At 73.2% G+C, this 23645-nt stretch carries 26 protein-coding genes; 2 read left to right on the top strand and 24 right to left on the bottom strand.

The features are described 5' to 3' along the window. From AOM05_RS12960 to rimM, 13 genes are all read right to left on the bottom strand, one after another. Window positions 1-930 carry a tyrosine-type recombinase/integrase gene (locus tag AOM05_RS12960; RefSeq protein ID WP_062522908.1) on the bottom strand — a complete coding sequence of 310 codons (930 nt, stop codon included), beginning with the start codon at window positions 928-930 and terminating at the stop codon, window positions 1-3. Window positions 931-1035: 105 nt separating this feature from the next. After that, window positions 1036-2184 (bottom strand): DNA-processing protein DprA, encoded by a 1149-nt coding sequence (gene dprA, locus AOM05_RS12955; protein WP_062522906.1) that lies wholly within the window; start codon window positions 2182-2184, stop codon window positions 1036-1038. After that, window positions 2181-3689, bottom strand: a complete 1509-nt coding sequence (locus tag AOM05_RS12950; protein ID WP_062522904.1) for a YifB family Mg chelatase-like AAA ATPase — start codon at window positions 3687-3689, stop codon at window positions 2181-2183. Before AOM05_RS12950 ends, dprA begins: the two co-directional genes overlap by 4 nt. After that, a complete protein-coding gene (locus AOM05_RS12945; protein WP_062522902.1) occupies window positions 3686-4042 on the bottom strand; it encodes a YraN family protein in 357 nt (118 codons plus the stop codon). Before AOM05_RS12945 ends, AOM05_RS12950 begins: the two co-directional genes overlap by 4 nt. Window positions 4043-4210: 168 nt before the next feature. Beyond that, window positions 4211-5830 (bottom strand): MDR family MFS transporter, encoded by a 1620-nt coding sequence (locus AOM05_RS12940; RefSeq protein ID WP_082097531.1) that lies wholly within the window; start codon window positions 5828-5830, stop codon window positions 4211-4213. A gap of 253 nt (window positions 5831-6083) precedes the next feature. Next, window positions 6084-7709, bottom strand: a complete 1626-nt coding sequence (locus AOM05_RS12935; RefSeq protein ID WP_082097530.1) for an MDR family MFS transporter — start codon at window positions 7707-7709, stop codon at window positions 6084-6086. A gap of 65 nt (window positions 7710-7774) precedes the next feature. Beyond that, window positions 7775-8398, bottom strand: coding sequence for a TetR/AcrR family transcriptional regulator (locus AOM05_RS12930; protein ID WP_062522900.1), 624 nt, complete (start codon window positions 8396-8398; stop codon window positions 7775-7777). Between the two features lie 155 nt (window positions 8399-8553). Then, on the bottom strand, window positions 8554-8877 hold the full coding sequence (locus AOM05_RS12925) for a DUF2469 domain-containing protein (protein WP_062522898.1): 324 nt from the start codon (window positions 8875-8877) through the stop codon (window positions 8554-8556). Window positions 8878-8957: 80 nt separating this feature from the next. Next, a complete protein-coding gene (rnhB, locus tag AOM05_RS12920) occupies window positions 8958-9617 on the bottom strand; it encodes a ribonuclease HII (protein ID WP_082097529.1) in 660 nt (219 codons plus the stop codon). Window position 9618: 1 nt separating this feature from the next. Beyond that, complete coding sequence (gene lepB, locus AOM05_RS12915; protein WP_169746761.1) at window positions 9619-10245, bottom strand: signal peptidase I; 627 nt, start codon at window positions 10243-10245, stop codon at window positions 9619-9621. A gap of 89 nt (window positions 10246-10334) precedes the next feature. Next, window positions 10335-10682: a 50S ribosomal protein L19 gene (gene rplS, locus AOM05_RS12910; RefSeq protein ID WP_062522894.1), complete on the bottom strand. Its 348-nt coding sequence runs from the start codon at window positions 10680-10682 to the stop codon at window positions 10335-10337. Window positions 10683-10865: 183 nt separating this feature from the next. Beyond that, a complete protein-coding gene (gene trmD, locus AOM05_RS12905) occupies window positions 10866-11588 on the bottom strand; it encodes a tRNA (guanosine(37)-N1)-methyltransferase TrmD (protein ID WP_062522892.1) in 723 nt (240 codons plus the stop codon). A gap of 2 nt (window positions 11589-11590) precedes the next feature. Further along, window positions 11591-12124 carry a ribosome maturation factor RimM gene (gene rimM / locus AOM05_RS12900; RefSeq protein WP_062522890.1) on the bottom strand — a complete coding sequence of 178 codons (534 nt, stop codon included), beginning with the start codon at window positions 12122-12124 and terminating at the stop codon, window positions 11591-11593. 86 nt (window positions 12125-12210) lie between these two features. Here rimM and AOM05_RS12895 point away from each other — a divergent pair, with 86 nt between their 5' ends. Both AOM05_RS12895 and AOM05_RS12890 read left to right on the top strand, forming a co-directional pair. Further along, on the top strand, window positions 12211-12618 hold the full coding sequence (locus AOM05_RS12895; protein ID WP_062522888.1) for a hypothetical protein: 408 nt from the start codon (window positions 12211-12213) through the stop codon (window positions 12616-12618). A gap of 37 nt (window positions 12619-12655) precedes the next feature. Next, window positions 12656-13063 carry a hypothetical protein gene (locus AOM05_RS12890; RefSeq protein ID WP_062522886.1) on the top strand — a complete coding sequence of 136 codons (408 nt, stop codon included), beginning with the start codon at window positions 12656-12658 and terminating at the stop codon, window positions 13061-13063. A gap of 111 nt (window positions 13064-13174) precedes the next feature. Here AOM05_RS12890 and AOM05_RS12885 read toward each other — a convergent pair whose 3' ends face one another. The 11 genes from AOM05_RS12885 to AOM05_RS12835 all read right to left on the bottom strand — a co-directional run bounded on the left by AOM05_RS12885 (window position 13175) and on the right by AOM05_RS12835 (window position 23634). Further along, window positions 13175-13405, bottom strand: coding sequence for a KH domain-containing protein (locus AOM05_RS12885; protein WP_062287270.1), 231 nt, complete (start codon window positions 13403-13405; stop codon window positions 13175-13177). 2 nt (window positions 13406-13407) lie between these two features. Beyond that, complete coding sequence (gene rpsP, locus AOM05_RS12880) at window positions 13408-13860, bottom strand: 30S ribosomal protein S16 (RefSeq protein WP_062522884.1); 453 nt, start codon at window positions 13858-13860, stop codon at window positions 13408-13410. A 162-nt stretch (window positions 13861-14022) separates the two neighbouring features. Further along, complete coding sequence (locus AOM05_RS12875) at window positions 14023-14799, bottom strand: FAD:protein FMN transferase (RefSeq protein ID WP_062522882.1); 777 nt, start codon at window positions 14797-14799, stop codon at window positions 14023-14025. Continuing rightward, on the bottom strand, window positions 14796-15422 hold the full coding sequence (locus tag AOM05_RS12870) for an FMN-binding protein (protein WP_062522880.1): 627 nt from the start codon (window positions 15420-15422) through the stop codon (window positions 14796-14798). Before AOM05_RS12870 ends, AOM05_RS12875 begins: the two co-directional genes overlap by 4 nt. A gap of 3 nt (window positions 15423-15425) precedes the next feature. Further along, on the bottom strand, window positions 15426-15833 hold the full coding sequence (locus AOM05_RS12865; RefSeq protein ID WP_228373308.1) for an FMN-binding protein: 408 nt from the start codon (window positions 15831-15833) through the stop codon (window positions 15426-15428). Between the two features lie 20 nt (window positions 15834-15853). Next, window positions 15854-17197, bottom strand: coding sequence for a ferredoxin reductase family protein (locus AOM05_RS12860; RefSeq protein ID WP_062522877.1), 1344 nt, complete (start codon window positions 17195-17197; stop codon window positions 15854-15856). Window positions 17198-17286: 89 nt separating this feature from the next. Further along, window positions 17287-18690 (bottom strand): ferredoxin reductase family protein, encoded by a 1404-nt coding sequence (locus AOM05_RS12855; protein WP_062522875.1) that lies wholly within the window; start codon window positions 18688-18690, stop codon window positions 17287-17289. Continuing rightward, window positions 18687-19217, bottom strand: coding sequence for an FMN-binding protein (locus tag AOM05_RS12850; protein ID WP_062522872.1), 531 nt, complete (start codon window positions 19215-19217; stop codon window positions 18687-18689). Before AOM05_RS12850 ends, AOM05_RS12855 begins: the two co-directional genes overlap by 4 nt. Before the next feature lie 70 nt (window positions 19218-19287). After that, window positions 19288-20361, bottom strand: coding sequence for an amidohydrolase family protein (locus tag AOM05_RS12845; RefSeq protein WP_062522871.1), 1074 nt, complete (start codon window positions 20359-20361; stop codon window positions 19288-19290). Window position 20362: 1 nt separating this feature from the next. Beyond that, on the bottom strand, window positions 20363-21958 hold the full coding sequence (ffh, locus tag AOM05_RS12840; RefSeq protein WP_062522868.1) for a signal recognition particle protein: 1596 nt from the start codon (window positions 21956-21958) through the stop codon (window positions 20363-20365). A 29-nt stretch (window positions 21959-21987) separates the two neighbouring features. Further along, window positions 21988-23634 carry a [protein-PII] uridylyltransferase family protein gene (locus AOM05_RS12835; RefSeq protein WP_228373307.1) on the bottom strand — a complete coding sequence of 549 codons (1647 nt, stop codon included), beginning with the start codon at window positions 23632-23634 and terminating at the stop codon, window positions 21988-21990. Window positions 23635-23645: the final 11 nt, after the last annotated feature.

Here is a 23645-nt window from a genome sequence, read left to right as displayed (position 1 = left end):
CTAGGCGCGCGGATGTGCGAGGTGGTAGGCGGCGCGAAGCCGTTCTGCGGATACGTGGGTGTAGCGCTGGGTGGTGGCGAGGCTCGCGTGACCCAGGACCTCCTGGACGCTGCGCAGGTCGGACCCGCCCGTGAGCAGGTGCGTGGCGGCGGTGTGGCGTAGCGCGTGCGGCGCGACCTCGTCGACCCCGGCGAGCCGGCACAGCTCGTGGACGGCCTCGCGCACCTGGCGCTGGTCGACGCGCTGGCCGCGGCGCCCGAGCAGGAGCGCGGCGTCGGTCTGCGGGGCCACGAGCGTGGGCCGGCCGCGCTCGAGCCACTCGATGACGGCGCGCTGCGCGGGGATGCCGAACGGCACCACCCGCTCCTTGTCGCCCTTGCCGACCACGCGGACGAGCCGCTCGTCGAGGTCGACGTCGCGCAGGTCCACCCCCGCGAGCTCGCCCACGCGCATGCCGGTCGCGTAGAGCAGCTCGACGGCGGCCCAGTCGCGCAGGTGGATGGGGTCGCCGTCGTCGGCGCGGGTGCGCGCCACGTCGAGGAGCGTCTCGACGTCGCCCGCGGAGAGCACGGTGGGCAGCACCGACGCCGGCCGCGCGGATGCGAGGCGCAGCGCGGGGTTCGGGAGGATCCGGTCCGCATCCGCGGCCCACGCGTAGAACGCGCGCGCCGCCGCGCCGCGACGCGCGAGCGTGGTGCGGCTCAGCCCGTCGCCGTCCATCGCGGCGAGCCAGGCGCGCAGGTCGGCGAGGGTGACGGCGGTCAGCGCCGCGTCGAGGTCCCCGCCCTGATCGACCCCCAGGTGGGTGCCGAGGTTGACCAGGTCGCCCAGGTAGGCGCGCACCGTGTTGCCCGAGAGGCCGCGCTCATGGCGCAGGTGCCCCTCGAAGGCGGCGAGCAGCTCGCTCGCGGCGGCGTCCGTGCTGGTCATGGCGACACCATGGCACCGTCTCACACGTCAAATCAATACCTTCAGTCACATTTGTCACATCACCCACTTGCATCACGCCAGGTATGTACGGGAATGTCCGATTGATCAGGCCGCTCCGGCCTCCGCGGTCCTGGTCCACACCCCGCGCACGGCGCGGACGAGCCCACGGCCCGCCAACCCGGCGAGCGCCTCCTTCGCCTCCTTGTCGGTGAGTCCCGCGGCGATCGCGAGCACGGGCACGGGCGCGCCACGTCGCGGGATCGCGCCGTACGCCTGACGCTCGGCGCGCGAGGCGAACTCGGGCCCGCCGGCCGCGGGCACCTCCTCCTCGACCTCCTCGCCGATGGGCACCGCGAGGTCGAGCGCGTCCACGGGAGAGACCACGATCTCCGCCTCGTGGCTCTTGATGAGCCTCAGGCACCCGGCGGACGAGGCGGACGTCACCGGCCCGGGGACCGCACCCACGGTCCGGACCATCGCGCCCGCATGCCGTGCGGTGCTGAGCGCCCCCGAGCGGTGCGCGGCCTCCACCACGATGGTCGCCCGCGCGGCCGCGATCAGGCGGTTGCGGCTGAGGAAGCGCTGGCGGTGCGGCGCGAAGCCCGGCGGCTGCTCACTGATCACCGCGCCCGTCGCGATCACGCGCTCGAGCAGCGCGGCGTTGCCCGCCGGGTAGAGCCGGTCGACGCCGCCGGCGAGCACCGCGAGCGTGGTGCCGCCGGCCGCGAGCGCGCCCCGATGGGCGGCCACGTCGATGCCGTACGCGCCGCCGCTGATCACCGTGACCCCCCGGTCCGCGGCGACGGCGGCGATCTCCGCGGCCACATGCTCGCCGTAGGCCGTCGCGGCCCGTGCGCCCACCACCGCGACAGACCGCCGCCACGCGGCGTCGAGGTCCGCCTCGCCCCTCACCCAGAGCGCGTGCGGGGCGTCGCCGGCGAGGTCGTCCATGGCGGCGGGCCAACCAGGGTCCTCGGCGGTGAGGATCCGCGCGCCCGTGCGTGCGGCGAGCTCGCGCAGGCGCTCGGGGGTCGCGGCGGCGAGCCGGGGTGTCCACCGGCCCAGCGCCGCGATGACGCGGTCGACGTCGCTCGGGACTGCGGCCAGCGCGACGGTGGCGCTCACGGCGTCCTCCGCCGCGGCCTGCACCCACGCGAGCGCCTCCTCGTGGCCGAGCAGCGCGACCAGCCACCGTGCCTGGGCGTCGTCGGGCTCCGCGATGGCGCTCCACACGAGCGCGGCGTCGGATGTCATGCCTCGAACCCCTGGCGGAGAGCGAGCGCCTCGGCGACGTGCCCGGCGTTCGGAGAGGTGACGCCCTCGAGGTCGGCGAGGGTCCACGCGAGGCGTAGCGCGCGGTCGAAGCCGCGCGCGGACAGCGCTCCCCTGTCCACCGCCGCCCAGAGCCCGGCGCACGCGGATCGCGACGTGACGGCGCGCAGCCACGCCCCGGAGGCCTCCGAGGAGACGGACCATCCATGGGGCGCGAGCCGCTCCCGCGCCGCGGCGCGCGCCTGCGCGACCCGCGCGGCGACGGTAGCGCTCGGCTCCCCGGGGCGGTCCGACCGCGCTGCCGCCCCCACGTGCACGCGGATGTCGATGCGGTCCAGCAGCGGCCCGGACAGCCTGCCGAGGTACCGTCGCCGCGCGATCGACGTGCAGGAGCACGCCTCCCCCGACCCGGCGAACCTCCCGCACGGGCATGGGTTGGCGGCGAGGATGAGCTGGAAGCGCGCCGGGTAGCGGGCCGCGCCGTGCGCGCGATGGAGCACGATCTCCCCGCGCTCGAGCGGCTGGCGGAGGGTGTCGAGCACGCGCGTGGGGAACTCCGGCGCCTCGTCGAGCAGCAGGACCCCCGCGTGCGCGAGCGACACCGCGCCGGGCCGAGCGATCCCCGAGCCGCCTCCGACGATCGCGGCGGAGGACGCGGTGTGGTGCGGCGCCTCGAAGGGCGGCCGCCTGATGAGGCCCTCGGATGCGTCGAACGTGCCCGCGAGCGAGTGGACCGCCGTGACCCGCACGGCCTCCCGGTCCTCGAGGTCGGGCAGGATCCCCGGCAGCCGCTCCGCGAGCATGGTCTTCCCCGCCCCTGGCGGGCCGACCATGAGCAGGTGATGCCCGCCCGCCGCGGCCACCTCGACCGCCACCCGGGCGGCCGCCTGCCCGCGCACGTCGGCGAGGTCGGGCGGATCGCCGCGCGTGACCCGCGTGAGCGGCGCCCGCACGGGCTGGAGCGAGGTGGGACGCGCGTCCGCGCCCAGCCGCTGCAGCACCGTCGCCAGCGCGATCGCGCCGTCGATGCGGGCGCCCTTGACCAGCCGCGCCTCCGCGGCGTTCCCCGCCGGCACCACCACCTCGGTGCTGCCCGCCTCGACCGCGGCGGCGACCGCGGGCAGCACTCCCCGCACGGGCCGCACCCGGCCGTCGAGCCCCAGCTCGCCCAGGAACACCGCCTCGCGCACGCGGCCCGGCTCGACGGTCCGCGCCGCCGCCAGCACCGCGATCGCGATGGCTAGATCGGTGGCCGGACCCGACTTGGGCAGCGACGCGGGCGACAGGTTCACCGTGATGCGCCGGCGCGGCCACTCCACGCCGGACGAGGCGACGGCGGCGCGCACCCGGTCCTTCGCCTCCGCGAGCGACGCGTCGGGCAGCCCCACGATGGTGAACGCGGGCAGCCCCTGCGCCACGTGCGCCTCGACGTCGATCACGTGCCCGGCGAGGCCCGTGAGGACCACGGACCGGCACCGCCCGATCACCCGATCCCCCTCACGTGCTCGAGCACCGCCGCTCCCGCACGCGGCAGCGTCACCGCCACCACGTCGATGCGCGCCCCCGCCCACCCGCGCGACTGCTCCGCGAGCCACTCCCCCGCGAGCAGCCGCAGCCGGCGCACCTTGCGCACGGTCACGGCCGCGAGCGCGCCCCCGAACGCGTCGGACCGGCGCGTCTTCACCTCGACGAACACCACCTCGTCGCCGTCGCGCGCCACGATGTCGACCTCGCCGTGCGCGCACCGCCAGTTCCGCGCCAGCACCTCCCAGCCGTCCGCGACCAGCCGCCGCGCGACCAGCTCCTCGCCGTACCGGCCCACCTCGTCCTTGACCGCCATCGCCCACCTCCGCGATCCACGGTGGACGATGCGCGGGTCGGCCGCCCCTGCCGGGCCGGGATCTGTGGAGGGAGGCCAGGTACGGAGGTCCTGTGCGCATCGTCCCCGGGGACGACGAAGGGCGGGGAGGATCTGTCCTCCCCGCCCCTGAAGTCGCGATGCGTGCCGTCAGGCGCGCGCCGTGTCCTCTGCGCCCGCATCACGCCGGGGCTCGAGGTAGTCACGGGTCTCGCCGTCGATCTCGAGCGACTCCGCGACCGCATCCCGCGCGACGGTGGTGCGCAGCGGCACCTCCTTCACGAACGCGAGCAGGATCACGCCGACCGCGGCGAGCGGCGCCATCAGCAGGAACGCGGGTGTGAGCGCGTCGTTGTACGCGCTCACCACGATGTCGTGGATCTGCGGCGGCAGCTCCGCGATGACCGCGGGCGACAGCGAGTTCGTGCCGCCCCCGGCGGCGAGCGCCTCCGCCGGCATCCGCTCGGCGAGGAGGCTGATCAGGTGCGTGGTGAAGATCGAGCCCACGATCGCGGTGCCGAGCGACGCCCCCACCTGACGGAAGTAGTTGTTGCCTGCGGTCGCGGTGCCGACCATGGTCAACGGGAACGCGTTCTGCACCATCAGCACGATGGTCTGCATCGACATGCCCAGACCCAGACCGAGCACGCCGAGGTACGCGCACGTCACCCACACGGCGGTGTCCGAGGTCAGCGTCGACAGCAGGTAGAGCGACGCGCTGAGCACGGCCGCGCCGATCACCGGATACCACTTGTAGCGGCCGGTCCTCGACACGATGAAGCCGGTCGCGGTCGACGCCACGAGCATCACCATCATCATCGGAGCGAGCAGCAGGCCCGCCTCGGTGGCGCTGACGGACGCGACCATCTGGAGGTAGGTGGGCATGTAGCCCAGCACGCCGAACATGCCGACGCCGATGAACATGCCGGCGACCGTGGTGAGGTTGAACGTGCGGGACCGGAACAGGTGGAGCGGCATCACGGGCTCGGCGGCGCGGCGCTCGACGAGCACGAACGCGACGGCGGAGACCACCGCGACGGCGATCAGACCGACGATCTGGGGCGACGCCCAGTCGTACGTGCGTCCGCCGAGCGAGGTCACCAGCACGATGCCCGAGGTCGCGAGCGCCAGCAGCGCCATGCCGGCGACGTCGAGGCGCGGCTTGACGCGCTCCGCGGGCGCCGGGTGGAGGAAGATCGCCGCCATCGCGATCGCCGCGATGCCCAGCGGGACGTTGATCCACAGGCCCCATCGCCAGCTGAGGCTCTCCGTGAACCACCCTCCGAGCAGCGGTCCCGCGACCGACGACACGGCGAACGCCGAGCCCATGATCCCCATGTACTTGCCACGCTCGCGCGCGGGGACGATGTCCGCGATGATCGCCTGCGACAGGATCATGAGGCCGCCGGCGCCGAGGCCCTGGATCGCGCGCGCCGCGATCAGCACGCCCATCGTTCCGGCGAGGCCGCCGACGATCGAGCCGGCGACGAAGATCGAGATCGCCGCGATGAAGAGCCCCTTGCGGCCGATGAGGTCGCCGAGCTTGCCGTACACGGGGATGACGACCGTCGACGCGAGGATGAACGCCGTGGTCACCCACAGCATGTGGTCCACGCCGTCGAGCTCGCCCACGATGGTCGGCAGCGCGGTCGAGAAGATGGTCTGGCTGAGCGACGACAACAGCATCGCGGTCATCAGCCCGATGAACACGGGCAGGACGGTGCGGGTCGCGGGCGTGGTCGCCGCGGGCCGGTCCAGGGTGGCGGTCATGAGTTCCTTCCGCAGGGGGGACGGGACGCGCGTAGGGCATCCGAGGGAGTGGCGCACCGCCGGCGCGAGTCGCGCGGCCGCATGGTGCATCGTCCGCATTCTTGCAGACTCTGCATTTTTGCGTCAAGTGCACGCGCAAGGGCCGAAGGTCATGGGGACGATGCGGTGGCTCGGGCGCGCGACGACGTCGCCCGGGCGCGCGGCAACAGGCGACGCGGTCGCCCACGGGACCGGCGCATCGTCTCCTGACGCGTCAGGCCCGCGTCGGCTCCCGTCCGTCGCCGGCGTCCTGGTCGGCATGCCGCTCGAGGTAGGCGCTCGACCCGCCGTCGACCTCGTACGACTCGGGCACCGCGTCCTCGCTCACCGAGCCACGCAGCGGCACCTCCCGCACGAACAGCAGCAGCACCAGTGCGAGCAGCGACAGCGGGACCAGGTACAGGAACACCGGGGTCAGGGCGTCGTTGTAGGACCCGATGATGATGTCCTGGGCCTCCTGCGGGAGCGTGCCCACGAGCTCCGGCGTGAGGCTGTTCGCCCCGTCGATCCCGCCCGCGGCGACGTCGGGCGGGATGCGCTCGGTGAGCATCGCGATGAGGTTGCTCGTGAAGATCGAGCCGACCACCGCCGCCCCGAGCGACGCGCCGATCTGGCGGAAGAAGTTGTTGCCCGCCGTCGCCGTGCCGACCATGGTGATCGGGAAGGTGTTCTGCACGATCAGCACCAGGGTCTGCATCTGCATGCCGAGGCCCAAGCCGAAGACCGCGAGGTACAGGCAGACATGCCACAGGGTCTGGTCGGGCGTCAGCGTGGACAGCAGGAACAGCCCGAGCGCCACCACCGCCGCGCCCACGATGGGGTAGATCTTGTACCGCCCGGTGCGCGACACCGCGTTGCCGACAAGGATCGACGTGGGCAGCATCGCTCCCATCATCGGGATCATGAGGAGCCCCGCCTCGGTCGCGCCGACCTGCTCGACCATCTGCAGGTAGGTCGGCATGTACGCGAGCGTGCCGAACATCGCCACCCCGGTGAGCAGGCCCGCCGCGGTGGTGAGGTTGAAGTTCGCCTGGCCGAACAGCGTGAGCGGCATCACCGGCTCCGCCGCGCGCCGCTCGACGAGAACGAACACGACCGCGGCCACCACGGTGAGCGCGATGAGCCCGATGATGATCGGGTCCGACCACTCGTACTGGCCGCCACCCCACGACGTGAAGAGCACGAGCGCCGATGCCCCGATCGCGAGCAGCACCATGCCGGCGACGTCGAGCGTGGGTCGGCCCCGGTCACGCGGGTTCGGGTGAAGGAAGAAGATGGCCGAGAGGATCGCGACGGCGCCCAGCGGCACGTTGATCCACAGGCACCATTCCCACCCGATCGAGTCCGTGAACCAGCCGCCCAGCAACGGCCCGATCACCGAGGCGACGGCGAACGAGGCGCCCATGAGCCCCATGTACTTCGCCCGCTCACGCGCGGGCACGATGTCCGCGATGATCGCCTGCGCGAGGATCATGAGGCCGCCGCCGCCGAGACCCTGGATCGCGCGGCCCACGATCAGCTCGGTCATGCCGGTGGCGAGCGCGCCGACGACCGATCCCGCGATGAAGATCGCGATCGCGCCGATGAAGATCGACTTGCGGCCGATGAGGTCGCCGATCTTCCCGTAGACGGGCATCATGATCGTCGCCGCCAGGATGTAGGCGGTGGTGACCCACAGCATGTGGTCGACGCCGTCGAGCTCGCCGACGATGGTCGGCAGCGCCGTCGAGAAGATCGTCTGGTCGAGCGCGGAGAGGAGCATGGCGGTCATGAGACCGACCATGACGAGCAGGATCTCCCTGCGGCTGGCCGGTGCGGCCGTGGCGTGATCGGACGTCATGACTGCCATCGTGCCTGGATCGGGCGAGAAGCGCGCGCCGAGCCGGCCGCGCGACCGACCGGCGGCTACGGGGACGCGATCCGGCGGACCCGCGCCATCACCTCGGAGATGGCCGCGTCGATCTCCGCCCCGGGATCCTCGAGCTCGAGCCACACCCGACCCGCGATGGGGAACGCGCCGGTGACGACCGCGACCACCAGCTGGGCCTCGTCGCCGCGTTCGACCTCGGTCAGCTCGGGACGCTCCACGGCAAGCCTCTCCTCGACGATGCGTGTCATGGCCTGGCGCCGGCCCGCGATGCGCGCGAGCTGCAGGCCCTGGAGCTCCGGCTCCTTCGCGAACAGGCGCCTGCGCATGACGTAGACCTCGCGATCGGGGTCGCTGGCGAGGAAGCTGCGCGCGACCATGTGCAGGAGGTCCTCGACGATGTGCCCGCGTGCGGCGACGAACGTGTCGACGTCCGCCTGCGCGTGAGGCGCGTTGCCCATGCCGAGCAGAGCGCCCTCCTTGCTGCCGAAGTAGTTGAAGTAGGTGCGCGGCGAGATGTCGCTCGCCTCGCAGATCATGTCCACGGTCACGTGGTCGACGCCGCGGTCGAGAGCGAGCTCGAGCGCGGCGCGCTCGACGCGGCGCATGCGGCGCACCCGGTTGCGCTCGCGCAGGCCGGGTGCGGGATCGGTGGAGGACACGGCCGCATTCTTGCAGTATCTGCAAGTTCTCGCCAGGCGTCGCCGCACGGACGATGCCGGGGTCACCCGACCCGGGCATCGTCCCGTCGCGCGGGCGGTCGGGACGCGACGTGGCTGCCGGCCCGCGCGCGCGGGCCGGCTGGGGTACGGGCGGCTCAGCGGCCGCGGAGCTGGCGGACGTCGGGGAGGTCGTCGTCGCGGGCGAGCTCCTCGATGTTGACGTCCTTGAACGTCACGACGCGCACGTTCTTCACCAGGCGTGCACTGCGGTAGACGTCCCAGACCCAGGCGTCGGCCATGGTGACCTCGAAGTAGATGTCGCCGCCGGACGCCTTGACCTGGAGGTCCACCTTGTTGCAGAGATAGAAGCGGCGCTCGGTCTCCACGACGTACTGGAACAGCCCCACGACGTCGCGGTACTCGCGGTAGAGCGCGAGCTCGGCTTCGGTCTCGTAGTTCTCGAGGTCTTCGTGGCTCACCCGTCAATGATGGACCGGACGGGGGGTCGAGCGCGAATGCCGCGCCGGATCGCCGGATCGCCGGCCCGGCGGGCCCGCAGTCACACGGCGCGGAAGGGCAGCTTCCAGGACACCCGGTGCAGCGGCGACGGCCCGTGCACGCGCAGCGCCTCGAGGTGGGAGTTCGCGCCGTAGCCCTTGTTGGAGTCCCAGCTGTACTCGGGGTGCTCGAGATGGGCGGCGGCCATGAGGGCGTCGCGCTCGACCTTCGCGAGCACGGACGCGGCTGCGATCGACGCGCACGCGCGGTCGCCCTTGACCACCATGGTGACGGGCGGCGCCTGCCAGTCCTCGCCGGGGCCCTCCAGCGAGAACAGGTCCGCGGGGGGCGGGGTGAGCCAGTCGTGGGTGCCGTCGAGCAGCACCGCGTCCACGGGCGCGTCGACGGCGTCGAGCGCGCGGCGCGCGGCCAGGCGCAGCGCGGCGACGATCCCGACCGCGTCGATCTCCGCGGAGGACGCGTGTCCCACCGCGCGAGCGATGCCGAAGGTCGTGAGCGGCTCGATCATCGCCTCGCGGCGCGCGGCGCTCAGCAGCTTGGAGTCGGTGAGGCCCTCGGGCCAGGTGTCGCAGCGGGTCACCACGGACACGCCCACGGAGACGGGGCCGGCGAGCGCGCCGCGGCCCACCTCGTCGATGCCCGCGACGGCGGCGAAGCCTGCGTCCCAGAGCGCGGCCTCATGAACGAGCGAGACCGTCACATCACTCCTGCGCGGCCGCGGCCTGGTCCTCGAACGGGTTGCCGACGCCGCCGAGGCGGTCGAGCGGCCACACCACGGCGAAGGTGGTGCCCACCACGTTGTCGACGGGGACGGTGCCGCCGCCGGGGTCGCCCATGTGGGCGCGGGAGTCCGCGGAGTCGTCGCGGTTGTCGCCCATGACCCAGAGGTAGCCCTCGGGGACCTCGACGCGGAACTCGGTGCCGCACGGGCGTGCGCCCTCGGCGATGAAGTCCTCGTCGAGCGCCTCGCCGTTGACCATGACCTCCGCGTCGGGGTCGGTGCACTCGACCACGTCGCCGGGCAGGCCGATGACGCGCTTGACCAGGTGCTCGCCCGCGTCCTCGGGGAGCAGTCCGGTCCAGGTGAGGACGTCCTTGACGACGAGCCTCAGCCCGCTCTCCTCCTCATCCGAGTGCCCGAGCCAGTTGGCCGGGTCCTTGAAGACCACCACGTCGCCGCGGCGCAGGGGCAGCGGGTCCGGGCGCCACTTGGTGACGAGGATGCGGTCGCCCTCGAGGAGCGTGGGCTCCATCGAGGGCGAGGGGATGTAGAACGACTGGAAGAAGAAGGTCTTGATGAGCAGCGAGAGCAGCAGCGCGCTCACCACGACGAGGACGAGCTCCTTCGCCCAGCCCCATGCCCGACGGCCGGCGGACGGTTTCCCGCCCGCCGGCACGTCGGCATCGGTCGCGATGGTCAGTTCTCGCGCTTCTCGCGGATGCGCGCCGCCTTGCCGCGGAGGCCGCGCAGGTAGTACAGCTTCGCGCGGCGCACGTCGCCGCGACGCTCCAGCTCGATCTTCTCGATCGTGGGGGCGTGCAGCGGGAACACGCGCTCGACACCCACGCCGAACGAGATCTTGCGGACCGTGAAGGTCTCGCCCACACCCTGGCCCTGACGCGCGATGACGACGCCCTGGAACACCTGGACACGCGAGCGGTTGCCCTCGATGACCTTGACGTGGACCTTCACGGTGTCGCCGGCGCGGAACGCCGGGATGTCGTCACGGAGCTGGTCCGCAACCACGTTGTCAAGCTTCTGCATGACTCTCTCTCCTCGCACATGCCACAGGTCACGCACGGTATCCGCCCGAGGGCGATCGGTGTTGATCAGCTGCGTCGCGGATGGAGCCGGATCCCCTGTGGCGGATCCCGGCGCCGCGCGCACCGAGGATCTATTCTGCCACACCGTGTCCGGACGATGCGAGGGCCGGGTGGTCGCGGCGCGTCACCAGGCGCCGGCGTCCTCGGGAGGCAGCAGGTCGGGGCGTCGCTCGCGGGTGCGCGACAGCTGCTGCTCGTGCCGCCACTCCGCGATGCGCGCGTGGTGGCCGCTGAGCAGCACGTCGGGCACGTCGAGGCCGCGCCAGGACGCGGGCCGCGTGTACGACGGGTACTCGAGCAGCCCGTCGGAGTGCGACTCCTCGACTATCGAGTGGGCGTTGCCCATGAACCCGGGGATGAGCCGCGTGACGGCCTCGATCATCGCGAAGGTCGCGACCTCTCCCCCGTTGAGCACGTAGTCGCCCAGGCTGACCTCGAGGACCCGATACCCGGCGTCCGCGTAGTGCTGCGCGACGCGCGCGTCGATGCCCTCGTAGCGTCCACACGCGAACACCAGCTGCGGCGCGGTCGACAGCTCCTGCGCGAGCGCCTGCGTGAAGGGCATGCCGGCCGGCGAGGGGATGACCAGCACGCCGGTGGGCTTCAGGACGTCGTCGAGCGCCTTGCCCCACACGTCGGGCTTCATCACCATGCCGGCGCCGCCGCCGAAGGGCGCGTCGTCGACCGTGCGGTGCACGTCGGGCGTGCCGTCGGCCTTGAACGCGGCGTAGTCGCGGAGGTCGTGGACGTGCGTCTCGACCAGCTCCGCCTCGCGGGCCTTGCCCAGCAGGGACACGTCGAGCACCCCGAAGAACTCCGGGAAGATCGTGACCACGTCGATGCGCATCCTCATGCGGACGTCTCCCCCGTCGCCTCGGGCTGCTCGCCGGCGAGCAGCCCGTACGGCGGCGTGAGCACCACGCGCCCCGCGTCGATGTCCACCTCGGGCACGAACTCCTCGACGAACGGGATCATCGCGCGGTGCCCGCCCGGCTGCCTCACCACCAGCAGGTCCTGCGCGGGCATGGTCACCAGGTCCACCACCTCGCCCAGCGCGGACCCGTCGGGCCGCACGGCCGCGAGCCCGACCAGCTGGTGGACGAACCAGGCGTCGTCCTCGTCCGACTCGGCGCCGTCGATGGTGAGCTCGACGCCGCGCGCGGCCTCGGCCGCCTCGCGGGAGCGGAGCTCCTCGAACTGGACGTACCAGCGCCCCGCCTGGACGCGCACGCGCCCGACGGTGAGCGGGCCGGCGGACGCGGGCTCGGTGTCGAACACCTCGCCAGGGACCAGGCGGTCCTCGGGGATGTCGGTGCGCAGCTCGACCGACACCTCCCCCTTGAGCCCGTGGGCACGGCCGATGCGGGCGACGGTCAATCTCATGACACCAGGGTACTTTCCGCTGGATCGGGTCCCGCCCGCGCTAGCGTGGAGCCGACGTCGGCAGGTTGCCGACAGGGGGAGGGTCGATGGCCGCGACCGCAGGGCGTCCGCCGGGCGTGACGTTCGGCGTGATCCTCACGTGGGCGGCCGCGCTCGGCGACCTGGTGACCGGAGCGGCGTTGCTGTGGCTGAGCCTCAACATGGCCGGAGTCGACCTCGCGCTCACCGAGAGCGAGCTGCGCGCCTACGCGTTCATCCTGCTCGCGGTCGGGCTGGTGACCGCCGCCCTCGCGCTCGGCCTGTCCGCCGGCTCCCAGCTGTCCCGCATCCTGGTGATGCTGGTCATGGCGGGACGCATCGCGGGCGGCGTCTACTCGTTCGCCGTGCTGGGCGAGCTGGTGAAGTGGCAGGCATTCGGGCAGGTGATCGGCTCGACGCTGATCATCCTCGCGCTCGCCACGCCGCGCGCTTTCGCGTACTTCCGAGCATCCTGAGAGGGAGCGCACCCGCGCCCCTACCGAGGAGGCCCTCATGGCCAGCGACCGGCCCGGCTCCGTCACGCTCGTCTCCGCGCTCACGTGGATCGTCGCGATCCTCGACCTCATCGGCGGAGCGGCGATGCTGTGGCTCTACTACAACCCCGACTCCGTGGGCGGCGACATCGACTCGGGCGACCTGCTCTGGTACGGCCTCACCACGCTGGTGGTCGGCGCGCTGACCGCGGCCGTCGCCGCGGGCCTCGCGATGGGGTCCCAGGGCGCGCGCGTGCTCGTGATCATCGTGATGGTGGTGCGGATCGCCGCAGCCGCGTACGCGCTCGGGCAGGTCGGCGGCGCTGTGGTGTGGCAGGCGGCCTTCGAGATCGTCCTGGCGATCCTCGTGATCGCGCTGCTGTCCACCCGGCGGGCCTCCGCCTGGTTCCGCGGCACGCGCGTCTGAACCCCCGCATCGTCCCCACGCCGCCCCCACGCCCGTGCCAAGGCCCGGACACGCGGCAGGCCCCCGCCCTCCCGAGGGAGTGCGGGGGCCTGCCGTTCGCTGAGCCTGAGGCTAGGCGACGTCCACGATGTTGACGCGGACGTCGTCACGCGCGATGGCCTCGACGACCGTCCGGATCGCCGTCGCGGTGCGACCGCGGCGGCCGATGACCCGGGGGAGGTCGTCGGGGTGCACCACCACGTTGAGGGTGGTGCCGCGACGCCCGGAGCGCTCGGTCACGCGCACGTCGTCCGGGTTGCGGACGATGCTGCGGACCAGGAACTCGAGAGCGTCGACGACCATCGTCAGTTCTCCTCGGCGGGGGCCTCGACGGCCTCGTCGGCGACCTCGGCGTCGGCGGCCGGGGCCTCCTCAGCCTTCGCGGCCTCCTTCTTGGCGGCGGCGTCGGCCTTCGCCTTCTCGGCGGCGTCCGCGTGCGCCTTGATGGCGTCGGCGGCGTCGGCCTTGGCGGAGGCACCCTTGACGGTGCTCACGCCCTTCTCACCCTTGAAGGTGGCCCAGTCGCCGGTCAGCTTGAGCAGCGCGGTGACCTGCTCCGAGGGCTGCGCGCCCACGGACAGCCAGTACTGCGCGCGGTCCGAGTCGATCTCGATGACCGAGGGCTCCTCGGTGGGGTGGTACTTGCCGATCTCCTCGATCGCACGGCCGTCGCGCTTGGTGCGCGAGTCCATGACGACGACGCGGTAGAACGGGGCGCGCTTCTTGCCGAAGCGCTTGAGGCGGATCTTCACAGCCATGGCTGTCTCCTTCTGAATTCGGTGTGAGCCGGATCGCGTCCGCCGGGGAATCACGGCGGGGCAACCTGGCAAGACGAATCGGCGTGCCCGGGTAGAGGGCCGGACGCGCCAGCGACCCATTGTGCCAGACGGGACGATGCGCGACCAACCAGGCGCCCCGCGTCACCTCACGCTGGGCCACCCGGGTGACGTCTGGGCATCGTACGCGCCGTCGAAGCGGCCGCCGGAGACCAGCAGCACCTCGAGCCCGCGCTCGAGCGCGCCGGCCACCACGCGCGGCCCTCCGCCGCAGATCGCGGTGGCCCACGCGTCGCACTCGGTGAGGTCGCGGCCCGCCACGGACACCTGCATGTAGTGGCGCGCCACCTCGCCGGTGAGCGGGTCCCAGATGTGGTCCACCACCTGCGCCCCGCCGGAGGTCGCGAGGGCCGTGAACGCGCCGCCGAGCTCCACCACGTCGATCACGGGCGTGCCCGTCGGGTCGCCCGTCACGCGCGGGTCCGCGATGCCGACGCGACGCGCGCGCCCGCCGCCCACGAGCACGTCGCCCGACGCGCCGACCATCCAATCCGAGGCCCGGGCAGCGCGCAGGTGGCGGCTCGCGCGCGCCACCGCCCAGCCCTTGACCAGGCCGGTGGGGTCGAGCACGCCGTCCTTGCGGCGCGCGTCGAAGCCGCCGAGCGTCGCCTCGCGGTACCACTCGCACGCCTCGAGCACCTCGCGCAGCTCGCGCGGCGACTCGTCGAGCGTGAGGTCGCCGCGCAGGTAGCCGCTGAGGTAGGAGTCGTCGCGCCACAGCGAGAACACCTCGTCCGCCCACACCAGCTCGGAGTGGAACGCCGCGACCGCGCCGTCCGTCTCGAGCGGGTCGGGCGCGTCGAGCTCGACCGTGAAGGGCATCGCCATGGCGTGCACCGTGGTGCGGAACGGCTCCGTCACAGGCCGGCGTCCTCGAACGCGCCGCGCAGCGACTCGGTGAACGCGGGCGACGTGAAGGACGCGCCGCTCACGGCCTCGACGTCCCACGTCTGCGCGGCGAGGACCTTGTCGCGCAGCTCGGGGATCGCACGCGCGTTGATGGTGATGGACTCCGCGTCCTGCGTCCCGGCGACGATCGCCTGGACGTCCGTGACCTCGCCGTCGACCACGGTGATGCGGGCCTGGTAGTCGCCGCGGGCGTTCGTCACGACGGGGCCGTCGTGGGTGGACGATGCGGGCGCCGGGTCGGGCGCGGCGGTCGCCGTGGCGCTCGGGGCCGGGTCCGCCGCGGTCTCGGATGCCGCAGGCTCGGGGGTGGAGATCGCGCAGTCGTCGTCCTCGGAGAGGTCCTTGTCGTCGTCCTCGTCGTCGCCGCTGTCGTCGGGCTCGCACGTGATCGACGGGGTGGGCTCCGGCTCCGCGGTGGCGGACGGAGCCGCGCTCCCGCTCGCGGTGACGCTCGGCTCGGGGCTCGAGGGGGCGACCAGGTCGAGCGTGGGCAGCTCCTTGGGCGCGACGGACCAGCCCGCGCCGAGGATCGCGGCGCAGCCGCCGGCGACCACCACGGCCCGGGAGGTGCGCATGGCCTACTCCGCCGCCGCGGCCGCGTCGTCGAGCGCGCCCTGGATGGACTCGGTGAACGCCGGAGACGTGTACGAGGAACCGGAGACGGCCTCGACGTCCGCGCTCTGCGCCTCGATGACCTTGTCCCGCAGCTCGGGGATCGCGCGGGCGTTGATCGACACGGACTCCGCATCCTGCGTGCCCGCCTCGATGGCCTGGACGTCCGTGATGGTGCCGTCCTCGATGGTGACCTGCGCCTGGTAGCCGCCGCGGATGTTGGTGACCCGCGGGCCGTCGTAGACGCCGTCCGCGTACACGGGGTCCACGGTGGTGGCCGCCGCCTCGGGCTCGGCCGCCTCCGCTCCGCCGCACGCGCTCAGCGCGGTCGCGGCGGCGCCGGCGAACGCGAGCGCCCCGGCCGTCCTGGTCATGGTCCTCATCCGCTCTCCCTCTACCAGCCGAATCGTTCGCGATGGATGGCGGCCGCCGGCACGCCCGCGGCGCGGGCGTCCAGGACCACCGCATCGGCCCACGGGACGGGGCCGCACACGTAGATGTCGCGCGTCGCGACGTCGGGCACCAGCGCGCCGAGGCTCTCGCCCGCGGCGGTGCCCCAGCCGGAGCCGCGCGGGCCGGCGACCACGATCACGTCGGCGCCGCGCTGCACGGCCAGCTCCTCGACCTCGTCGATGAGGGGCGCCTCCTCGCGGGACCGGACCCGCAGCACCACGGTGCACGGCGCCTGCGCCTCGTCGAGCAGCGCGCGGATGGGCGTGACGCCGATCCCGGAGGCGACCAGCACCGCGCCGGGCGCCGTGCGGGTCGCGTCGGTGAAGATCCCGAGCGGCCCCTCGGCCAGCACGCGGGTGCCCACCCGCAGGTGGGCGAGCCGCGCGGACGCGTCGCCCGAGGGCTTGACGGTGATGCGCAGCGAGTCGGACCGCGGCGCGCGCGACAGCGACCACGGGTGCGCCTGCGTCCACCGCTCGCGGTCGAGGAAGCGCCACAGCAGGAACTGCCCGGGGCGCGCGCCCAGGCGGTCGAGGTCGCGGCCGCTCATCACCACGGACACGGAGCCGTCCGGCTCGGGCTCGACGGCGGCGACGCGGAGGTCGTGACGCGCGAGCAGCACCAGCGGGCGGACGATGCGGTAGGCCAGGAAGGAGCCGACGGCCAGCACGTACAGGACCAGCCAGAACCACCAGGCCGCTCCCCCGTCGCGGAACGTGGAGCCCTCGAGGAACTGGTGCGGCACCACCGCGGCGATCGCGAGGTACACGAGCAGGTGGACGGCGTGCCAGCGTTCGTAGCGCCACCGCGACCGGATCGCGACCAGGGACGTCGCGACCACGATGGTGAACAGGCCCAGCCCCACCTGCGCGGCGACCATGAACCAGCCGAGGTCCCACAGCGCCACCGCCTCGCTGAGGATGGACCGGCCGTCGTAGCGGGCGTTCATCACCAGGATGAGGCCCACGTGGACCAGCATGAGGATGAAGGCGACCTTGCCCAGCCGGGTGTGGGTGGCGGCGGCGCGGTCGTGCCCGATCGCGCGCTCGACGTACGGCGCGCGGGAGATCAGCGTGATCTGAGCGAGCACCAGCACCGCGGCGACGATCCCGGCGACGCGGCCCAGCCCGTACAGGTGGTCGATGGGCGCGGTCACCAGCAGCCCGCCCGACGCGACGAACAGCGCCACGCCCACGGCCGCGACCAGGTAGATCGACGCCTCGAGCCCGTCCCGCCACCACTCCCGGCGCGCGGATCGCCGCGCGTACGCCTCGAGCGTGCTCACGGGACCTCCGGGGGTTCGGGGACGGACCTGACGGGGCAACGCGCGCGGGCCGTGGGGTGTTCCGGCGCGTACCCGCATCGTACGGGGTGCTACCAGGCGAACTCCTCCGCGTGCCGGCGGCGCGCGGGCACCCCGGCGACCGCCGCATCGTCCATCACCGCCCGCACCCACGGGACGGGGCCGCACGCGAACACGTCCGCGCCGGCGATCGCGGGCACCAGCCGCGCGAGCGTGACGGGGGACGATGCGGGGGCCCAGCCGTCCCCGCGGTGCCCGGTGAGGACATGCAGGGTCGCGCCGCGCGCGGCGGCGAGCTCGCGGAACTCCTCGAGGTGCGGGATCTCGGCCTCGGTGCTGGCGCGCACGACGACGGTGCAGCCGCCGGGCCGGAATGCCGCGTCCTCGAGCAGCGCGAGGATGGGCGTGATGCCGACGCCCGCGCCGGCGAGGACCAGGTGGTCCCCCGAGCGTGACGCGTCGGTGAAGACCCCCAAGGGGCCCTCGACCATGACGCGCGTGCCCGGGCGCAGGGTGCGCAGGGCTGCGGATCCGTCGCCGAGCGGCTTCACCGTGATGCGCATCCATCCGTCGCGGACGGTGCGCGAGAGCGAGTACGGGTGCGCCTGGCCCCACATGTCGCGCTGGAGGAAGCGGAAGAGCAGGAACTGCCCGCCCCTCGCGCCCAGGCGGGTGAGGCGGCGGCCGTGCAGCGCGATGACGGTCGAGCCGTCCGGCAGCGTGCCCACGGCGGTCACACGGATGCGGTGGCGCCGGAAGCGCACGAGCGGCCGCACCACGCGGTACGCGAGCAGCCCGCCCACGGCGACGGTCCACAGGATCACCCAGTACCACCAGGCGGGTCCCATGGTCGCGAAGGTCTGGCCGTCGGTGAGCTGGTGCGGGATGGACAGCCCGACCGCGAGGTAGCTGAAGACGTGGACGGCGTGCCAGGTCTCGTACCGCCAGCGCCGGCGCACGATCGCGTAGGACGTCACCACCACGGCGCACAGCACCACGAACCCGACGCTCGCCATGAACATGGGACCGCCGTAGCCGACCGCGAAGGCCCACGCCTGCGCGAGCAGCCCCGTCTGCGTCGGCAGGGCGTAGCCGCCGATCAGGAGCACGATGTGCGCGATGATCACCACGAAGCCGAGGCGTCCCAGCTGCCCGTGAAGGCGGGCGCCGCGGTCGTGGCCGAGGGCGCGCTCGACCAGCGGGATCCGCGCGATCAGGATGAGCTGCGCCATGATCATGGTCGACGCGGCGATCCCCGCGATGCGCCCGAGCGTGGTGAGCAGGCCGCCGACCGTGGTGACGTCGACGGTGCCCGAGGCGAGCATGAACGCGAGGCCGCCCACGCCCGCGAGCCACGCGGCCGCCTCGATCGTGTCGCGGCGGCGGCTGCGGCGCGCGGCGCGTGCGCGGCGCTCGGCGGCCGCGGGAGCCGCGTGGCTCGGGACCACGGCGGTGCGGTGCTGGACGGCGGTCATGCGAGACCCGCCGCCTGCATCGCGCTGGCGACGGCCTCCTCGACGGCGTCCGAGGTGTAGCTCGCGCCGGAGACGTAGCCGACGTCGACGCTCTGGGCCTCGAGGATCGCCTGCTCGAGCACGGGGATCGCGTAGTCGTTGATCTGCTGCGAGTGCTGGTCGGCCTCGCCGGACTGGAGCCAGTCGATCGCGGTGACCTGCCCGTCCTCGACGGTGATCTCCGCCTGGAACGTCCCGTAGCGGCTCGAGACGGCCTCGCCGTCGTACGTCGTGGCGCCGGAGGCGTCGGTCGTGGCGTCGGTGGTGGCGTCGGTGGTGGCGTCGGTGGTGGCGGTGTCGGTCGTGGAGTCCGTGGTCGTGTCGGTGGTGGTGCCGGTGGCGGCGCCCGTCGCGGAGGTGTCGGCAGTGGTCGCCTCGGCGCTGGCGGCGCCCTCCTCAGGGGAGAGGAATCCGGTGCCTAGGACGGCGCCCGTGGACAGCAGCGTGGCGGAGAGGCCGGTGACGATGATGCCGGAGGAGCGCTTCATGCCTCCCATCACACCCATCACCCCTGGGAGCGGGCCTCGCCGGGGCTGGGAGTTCGCTGGGAACGATGCGTCAGACCAGGGCCCCGCGCAGCACCACGTGGCGCGGGGAGGCGAGGGCGCGGATGCCGGCGCGCGGGTCCTCGCCGTAGATCACCAGGTCCGCAGGCGCGCCCTCCTCGAGGCCGGGTGCACCCAGGAACGCTCGTGCGCGCCAGGACGCCATCGCGACCACCTCGGCGTCGGGGATGCCCGCGGCGACCATGAGCGCCGCCTCCGCCGGCAGCCCGCCGTGTCCGAGCGTGCCGCCCGCGTCGGTGCCCACCAGCAGCGGGACGCCCGCCTCGTACAGCGCGCGGACGTGCGCGAAGCGGCGCTCGTGCATGGCCCGCATGCGGGCGGCGTACGCCGGGAACCGCTCCTCCGCCTGGGCGGCGAAGCCCTCGAAGTTCGCGACCTGCATCATCGTGGGCACCACGGGAAGGCCGCGGCGCGCGGCCTCCGCCATATGGTCGGCGGTCATGCCGGTGCCGTGCTCGATGCAGTCGACGCCGGCGTCGAGCAGCCCGTCGATGGTCTCCGTCGCGAAGGTGTGCGCCGTCACCCTCGCCCCGGCCTCGTGGGCCGCCGCGATGCCCTCGGCCAGCGCATCGTCCGGCCACAGGGGGGTGAGGTCGCCGTGGTCCCTGTCGATCCAGTCGGCGATGAGCTTGACCCAGCCGTCGCCCTTGCGGGCCTCCTGCGCCATCACGGCCGGGAGGTCCACCACCTCGATCTCGCGCGCGTAGTGGCGCAGGTAGCGCTTGGGGCGCGCGATGAACCGGCCCGCGCGGATCACCCGCGGCGCGGTGGTGACGCCGTCGAGGAAGCGGGTGTCGGACGGCGAGCCGGCGTCGCGGATGAGCAGCGTGCCCGCGTCACGGTCGACCAGGGCCTGCTTGAGCGCGAGGTCGGCGTCCACCGCTCCCCCGCTGTCGAGGCCCACGTGGCAGTGGACGTCGACCAGCCCCGGCAGCACCCAGCCGTCGAGCGCGTGGCGCACGGCGGCCTCGGGCCGCTCGTACGTGACGAACCCGTCCACCACCCAGGCCTCCGCGCGGACGTCGTCATCGCCGACGACCACGGGGCCCGTGAGGTGGAGGGCCATGTCAGCGTCCCAGGTACTTCGACAGGTCCGCGCTCAGCGCGTCCCTGTCGACCTCCTGCGGCTGCTGCCCGATCCCGAACGCCGAGCCCTGCGCGGCGGGTGCGGCCGTGCCGCGGGTGCGGGCCTCGGCCTCCTGCTGCGCGCGCTTCGCGGGGTTGCCCGACTTGCCCTTGACCTTGCGCTGCGGCGCCTGCTTGCCCTTGGACTTCTTGCCGCCGGGCAGCCCGCCGAACGCGCCGGGCGCGCCGCCCATGCCTGGCATCTGCGGCATGCCGCCGCCGCGCGACATCGCGCGCATCATCTGCTGCGCCTGCTCGAAGCGCTTGATGAGCGAGTTGATCTGGGCGACCGAGGTGCCCGAGCCGGCCGCGATGCGGGAGCGGCGCGAGCCGTTGAGGACCTTGGGGTTCTCGCGCTCGAGCGGCGTCATGGACTGGATGATGGCCTCGGTGCGCACCAGCTCGCGCTCGTCGAAGTTCTCGATCTGGTCGCGGACCTGACCCATGCCGGGAAGCATGGTCAGCATCTTCTTCATCGAGCCCATGTTCTTGAGCTGCTGCATCTGGCTGAGGAAGTCCGCCAGGGTGAAGTCCTCGCCCTTCGAGACCTTCTCCGCCATGCGCTCGGCCTCGGCCTGGTCGAACGTGCGCTCGGCCTGCTCGATGAGGGTGAGGATGTCGCCCATGTCGAGGATGCGCGACGCCATGCGGTCGGGGTGGAACACCTCGAAGTCGTCGAGCTTCTCGCCCGTGGACGCGAACATGATCGGCCGGCCGGTGACCTCGGCGACGGACAGCGCGGCACCGCCGCGCGCGTCGCCGTCGAGCTTGGTGAGGACCACGCCGGTGAAGTCGACGCCCTCCTGGAACGCGGTCGCGGTGGCGACGGCGTCCTGACCGATCATCGCGTCGATGACGAAGAGCACCTCGTCGGGCTCGAGCGCCTCGCGGATGTCCGCGGCCTGGCGCATGAGCTCGGCGTCGATGCCCAGACGGCCGGCGGTGTCGACGATCACCACGCTGTGCTGACGCTGCTGCGCCTCCGCGAGGCCGCGGCGCGCGACCTCGACGGGGTCGCCGCGCGGGACCTCGTCCTCGCGGGTGACGCCGGGCTCGGGCGCGAACACGGGCACGCCCGCGCGCTCGCCGACCACGGTGAGCTGCGTGACGGCGTTGGGGCGCTGGAGGTCCGCGGCGACCAGCAGCGGGGTCTGGCCCTGCTGCTTGAGGTGGTGCGCGAGCTTGCCCGCGAGGGTGGTCTTTCCCGCACCCTGGAGGCCCGCCAGCATGATGATGGTGGGGCCGGTCTTGGCGAGACGCAGCGACCGCGTCTGACCGCCGAGGATCGCGATGAGCTCCTCGTTGACGATCTTGACGACCTGCTGGCCCGGGTTGAGCGCGCCGGACACCTCCGCGCCGAGCGCGCGCTCGCGGATGTTCGAGGTGAAGGTGCGGACCACGGGCACCGCGACGTCGGCGTCGAGGAGGGCCCGACGGATCTCGCGGATGGTGCCGTCGATGTCCGCCTCGGTGAGGCGGCCCTTGCCCCGCAGGTTGCGGAACGTCTCTGTCAGGCGATCGGAGAGGTTGGCGAACACACTTATCCCTTCACAACGTGCCCACCAGACTACCGCCCGGCGGCGCCCTCCTCGGCGGCCAGGGCCGCGCGGGCGCGCTCCGTGAGCGTGTCGACCAGCTGCGCGCGCCACGCCGTCCATACCTTCGGGCCCGCGGCCTTCGAGTCCGCCTCGGTGAGCGCCCGCAGCACGTCGAGCAGGTCGGTGCGGTGCTCGACCGCCTCCAGCAGCCGCTCCACCGTCGCGGGGTCCTCCGGGTCGCGCGTGGTCGCGAGGATCGACAGCGTGAGGTGCTCGCGCACCAGCAGCTCGAGGTCGTGCGCCGTCTCCGGGGACAGCCCCATGCGCGCCGCGATCGCCGGGATGAGCGCCGCGCCGTCGACCGAATGGTCGGTGGCGCCCGCCCGCTTGCCGATGTCGTGCAGCAGCGCCGTGAGGTGGAGCAGGTCGGAACGGTGCGTGCCCCGGCGGTGCTTCGACGCGATGGTGACGGCCTCGAGCATGTGCCGGTCCACCGTGAACACGTGGACCGGGCTGCGCTGCGGGCGGTTGCGGACGCCCTCCCACTCGGGGATCCAGCGCACCACCAACCCGTGGACGTCCACGGCCTCCCACACGGGGATGAGGTGCGCGCTCGCGCGCAGCAGGTCGCGCAGGTGCACGCGCGCCTCCTCCGGCCACGGCTCGGGCAGGTCGGGGGCGCGCTGCATCGAGTCGAGCAGCGTCGGGGTGAACGTGAGGCCCGTGGTCGCGGCCGTCGCGGCCGCGCGCAGCGGCAGCAGCGCGTCCGTGGTCGCGTCGTAGCCCGGGGCGAGCGCGAGCTCGCCGTCGACGTCGATCAGCCCCTCGGCGACCTTGACGTGGCGGGGCGCGGCGGCGCGGCGGCGCGCGAGGAACGCGCGCGAGCCCACGCCGGAGCGCTCGAGCGCGCGCCGGGCGCCCCGCTCCGTGGCGTCGAGCGCGAACGCGACCGTGCGGCCCGCGTCCGCGATCGCCGCGAGCAGGTCGTCGGGATCGTCGTAGCCCAGCCGCTCGGCGACCTCGGGCGCGACGTGGCGGCCCAGCACGTTGACGCCGCGGCCCGTCTCGAGCTGCAGCGCGTCGCGGACATCGAGCAGCAGCTGGCCCGCCTCGTCCACCGCGCCGTGCGGGCGGTCGGTGAGCCACGTCGCGGACAGCGCGGTGAGGCTGACGTAGTCGCGCAGGCCGCCGCGAGCCTCCTTAAGGTGCGGCTCGATGAGGTACGCGAGCTCGCCGTGGCGCTCCGACCGCGCGCGCGAGGCGCTCAGCAGGTCGGGCAGGCGCTTGCGAGCGGCCGCGCGCCAGTCCTGGTAGATGTGCGTGCGGGCCTGCAGCAGCAGCTGCTCGTCGCCCGCGATGAGGTGGAGGTCCAGCAGCCCCGCCGCGGCGGCCAGGTCCTTGGAGGCCACCTGGCGGCACTCCGTGAGGGTGCGCGTCGAGTGGTCGAGCTCGAGACCGGCGTCCCAGATCGGGTACCAGAGGCTCTGCGACAGCTCGGCGATCGCCTCCTTCTTGTAGGTCGACCCGTCGTGCAGGATCACCAGGTCCAGGTCGGACGCCGGTCCCGCGTCGCCGCGGCCCACGGATCCCACCGCGCCGAACGCGATGCCGTCCCGCATGCCGTCCGCATGGTCGTCCCAGTGCTCCTTCAGGTGCGCGAACACCAGGTCGGACATCGCCTGTCGAC

Source organism: Demequina silvatica (genome assembly GCF_000971215.1).
Lineage (GTDB): Bacteria > Actinomycetota > Actinomycetes > Actinomycetales > Demequinaceae > Demequina > Demequina silvatica.
The sequence above is the reverse complement of the archived record's forward strand: the minus strand, read 5'-3'. Positions and strand labels throughout refer to the sequence as shown.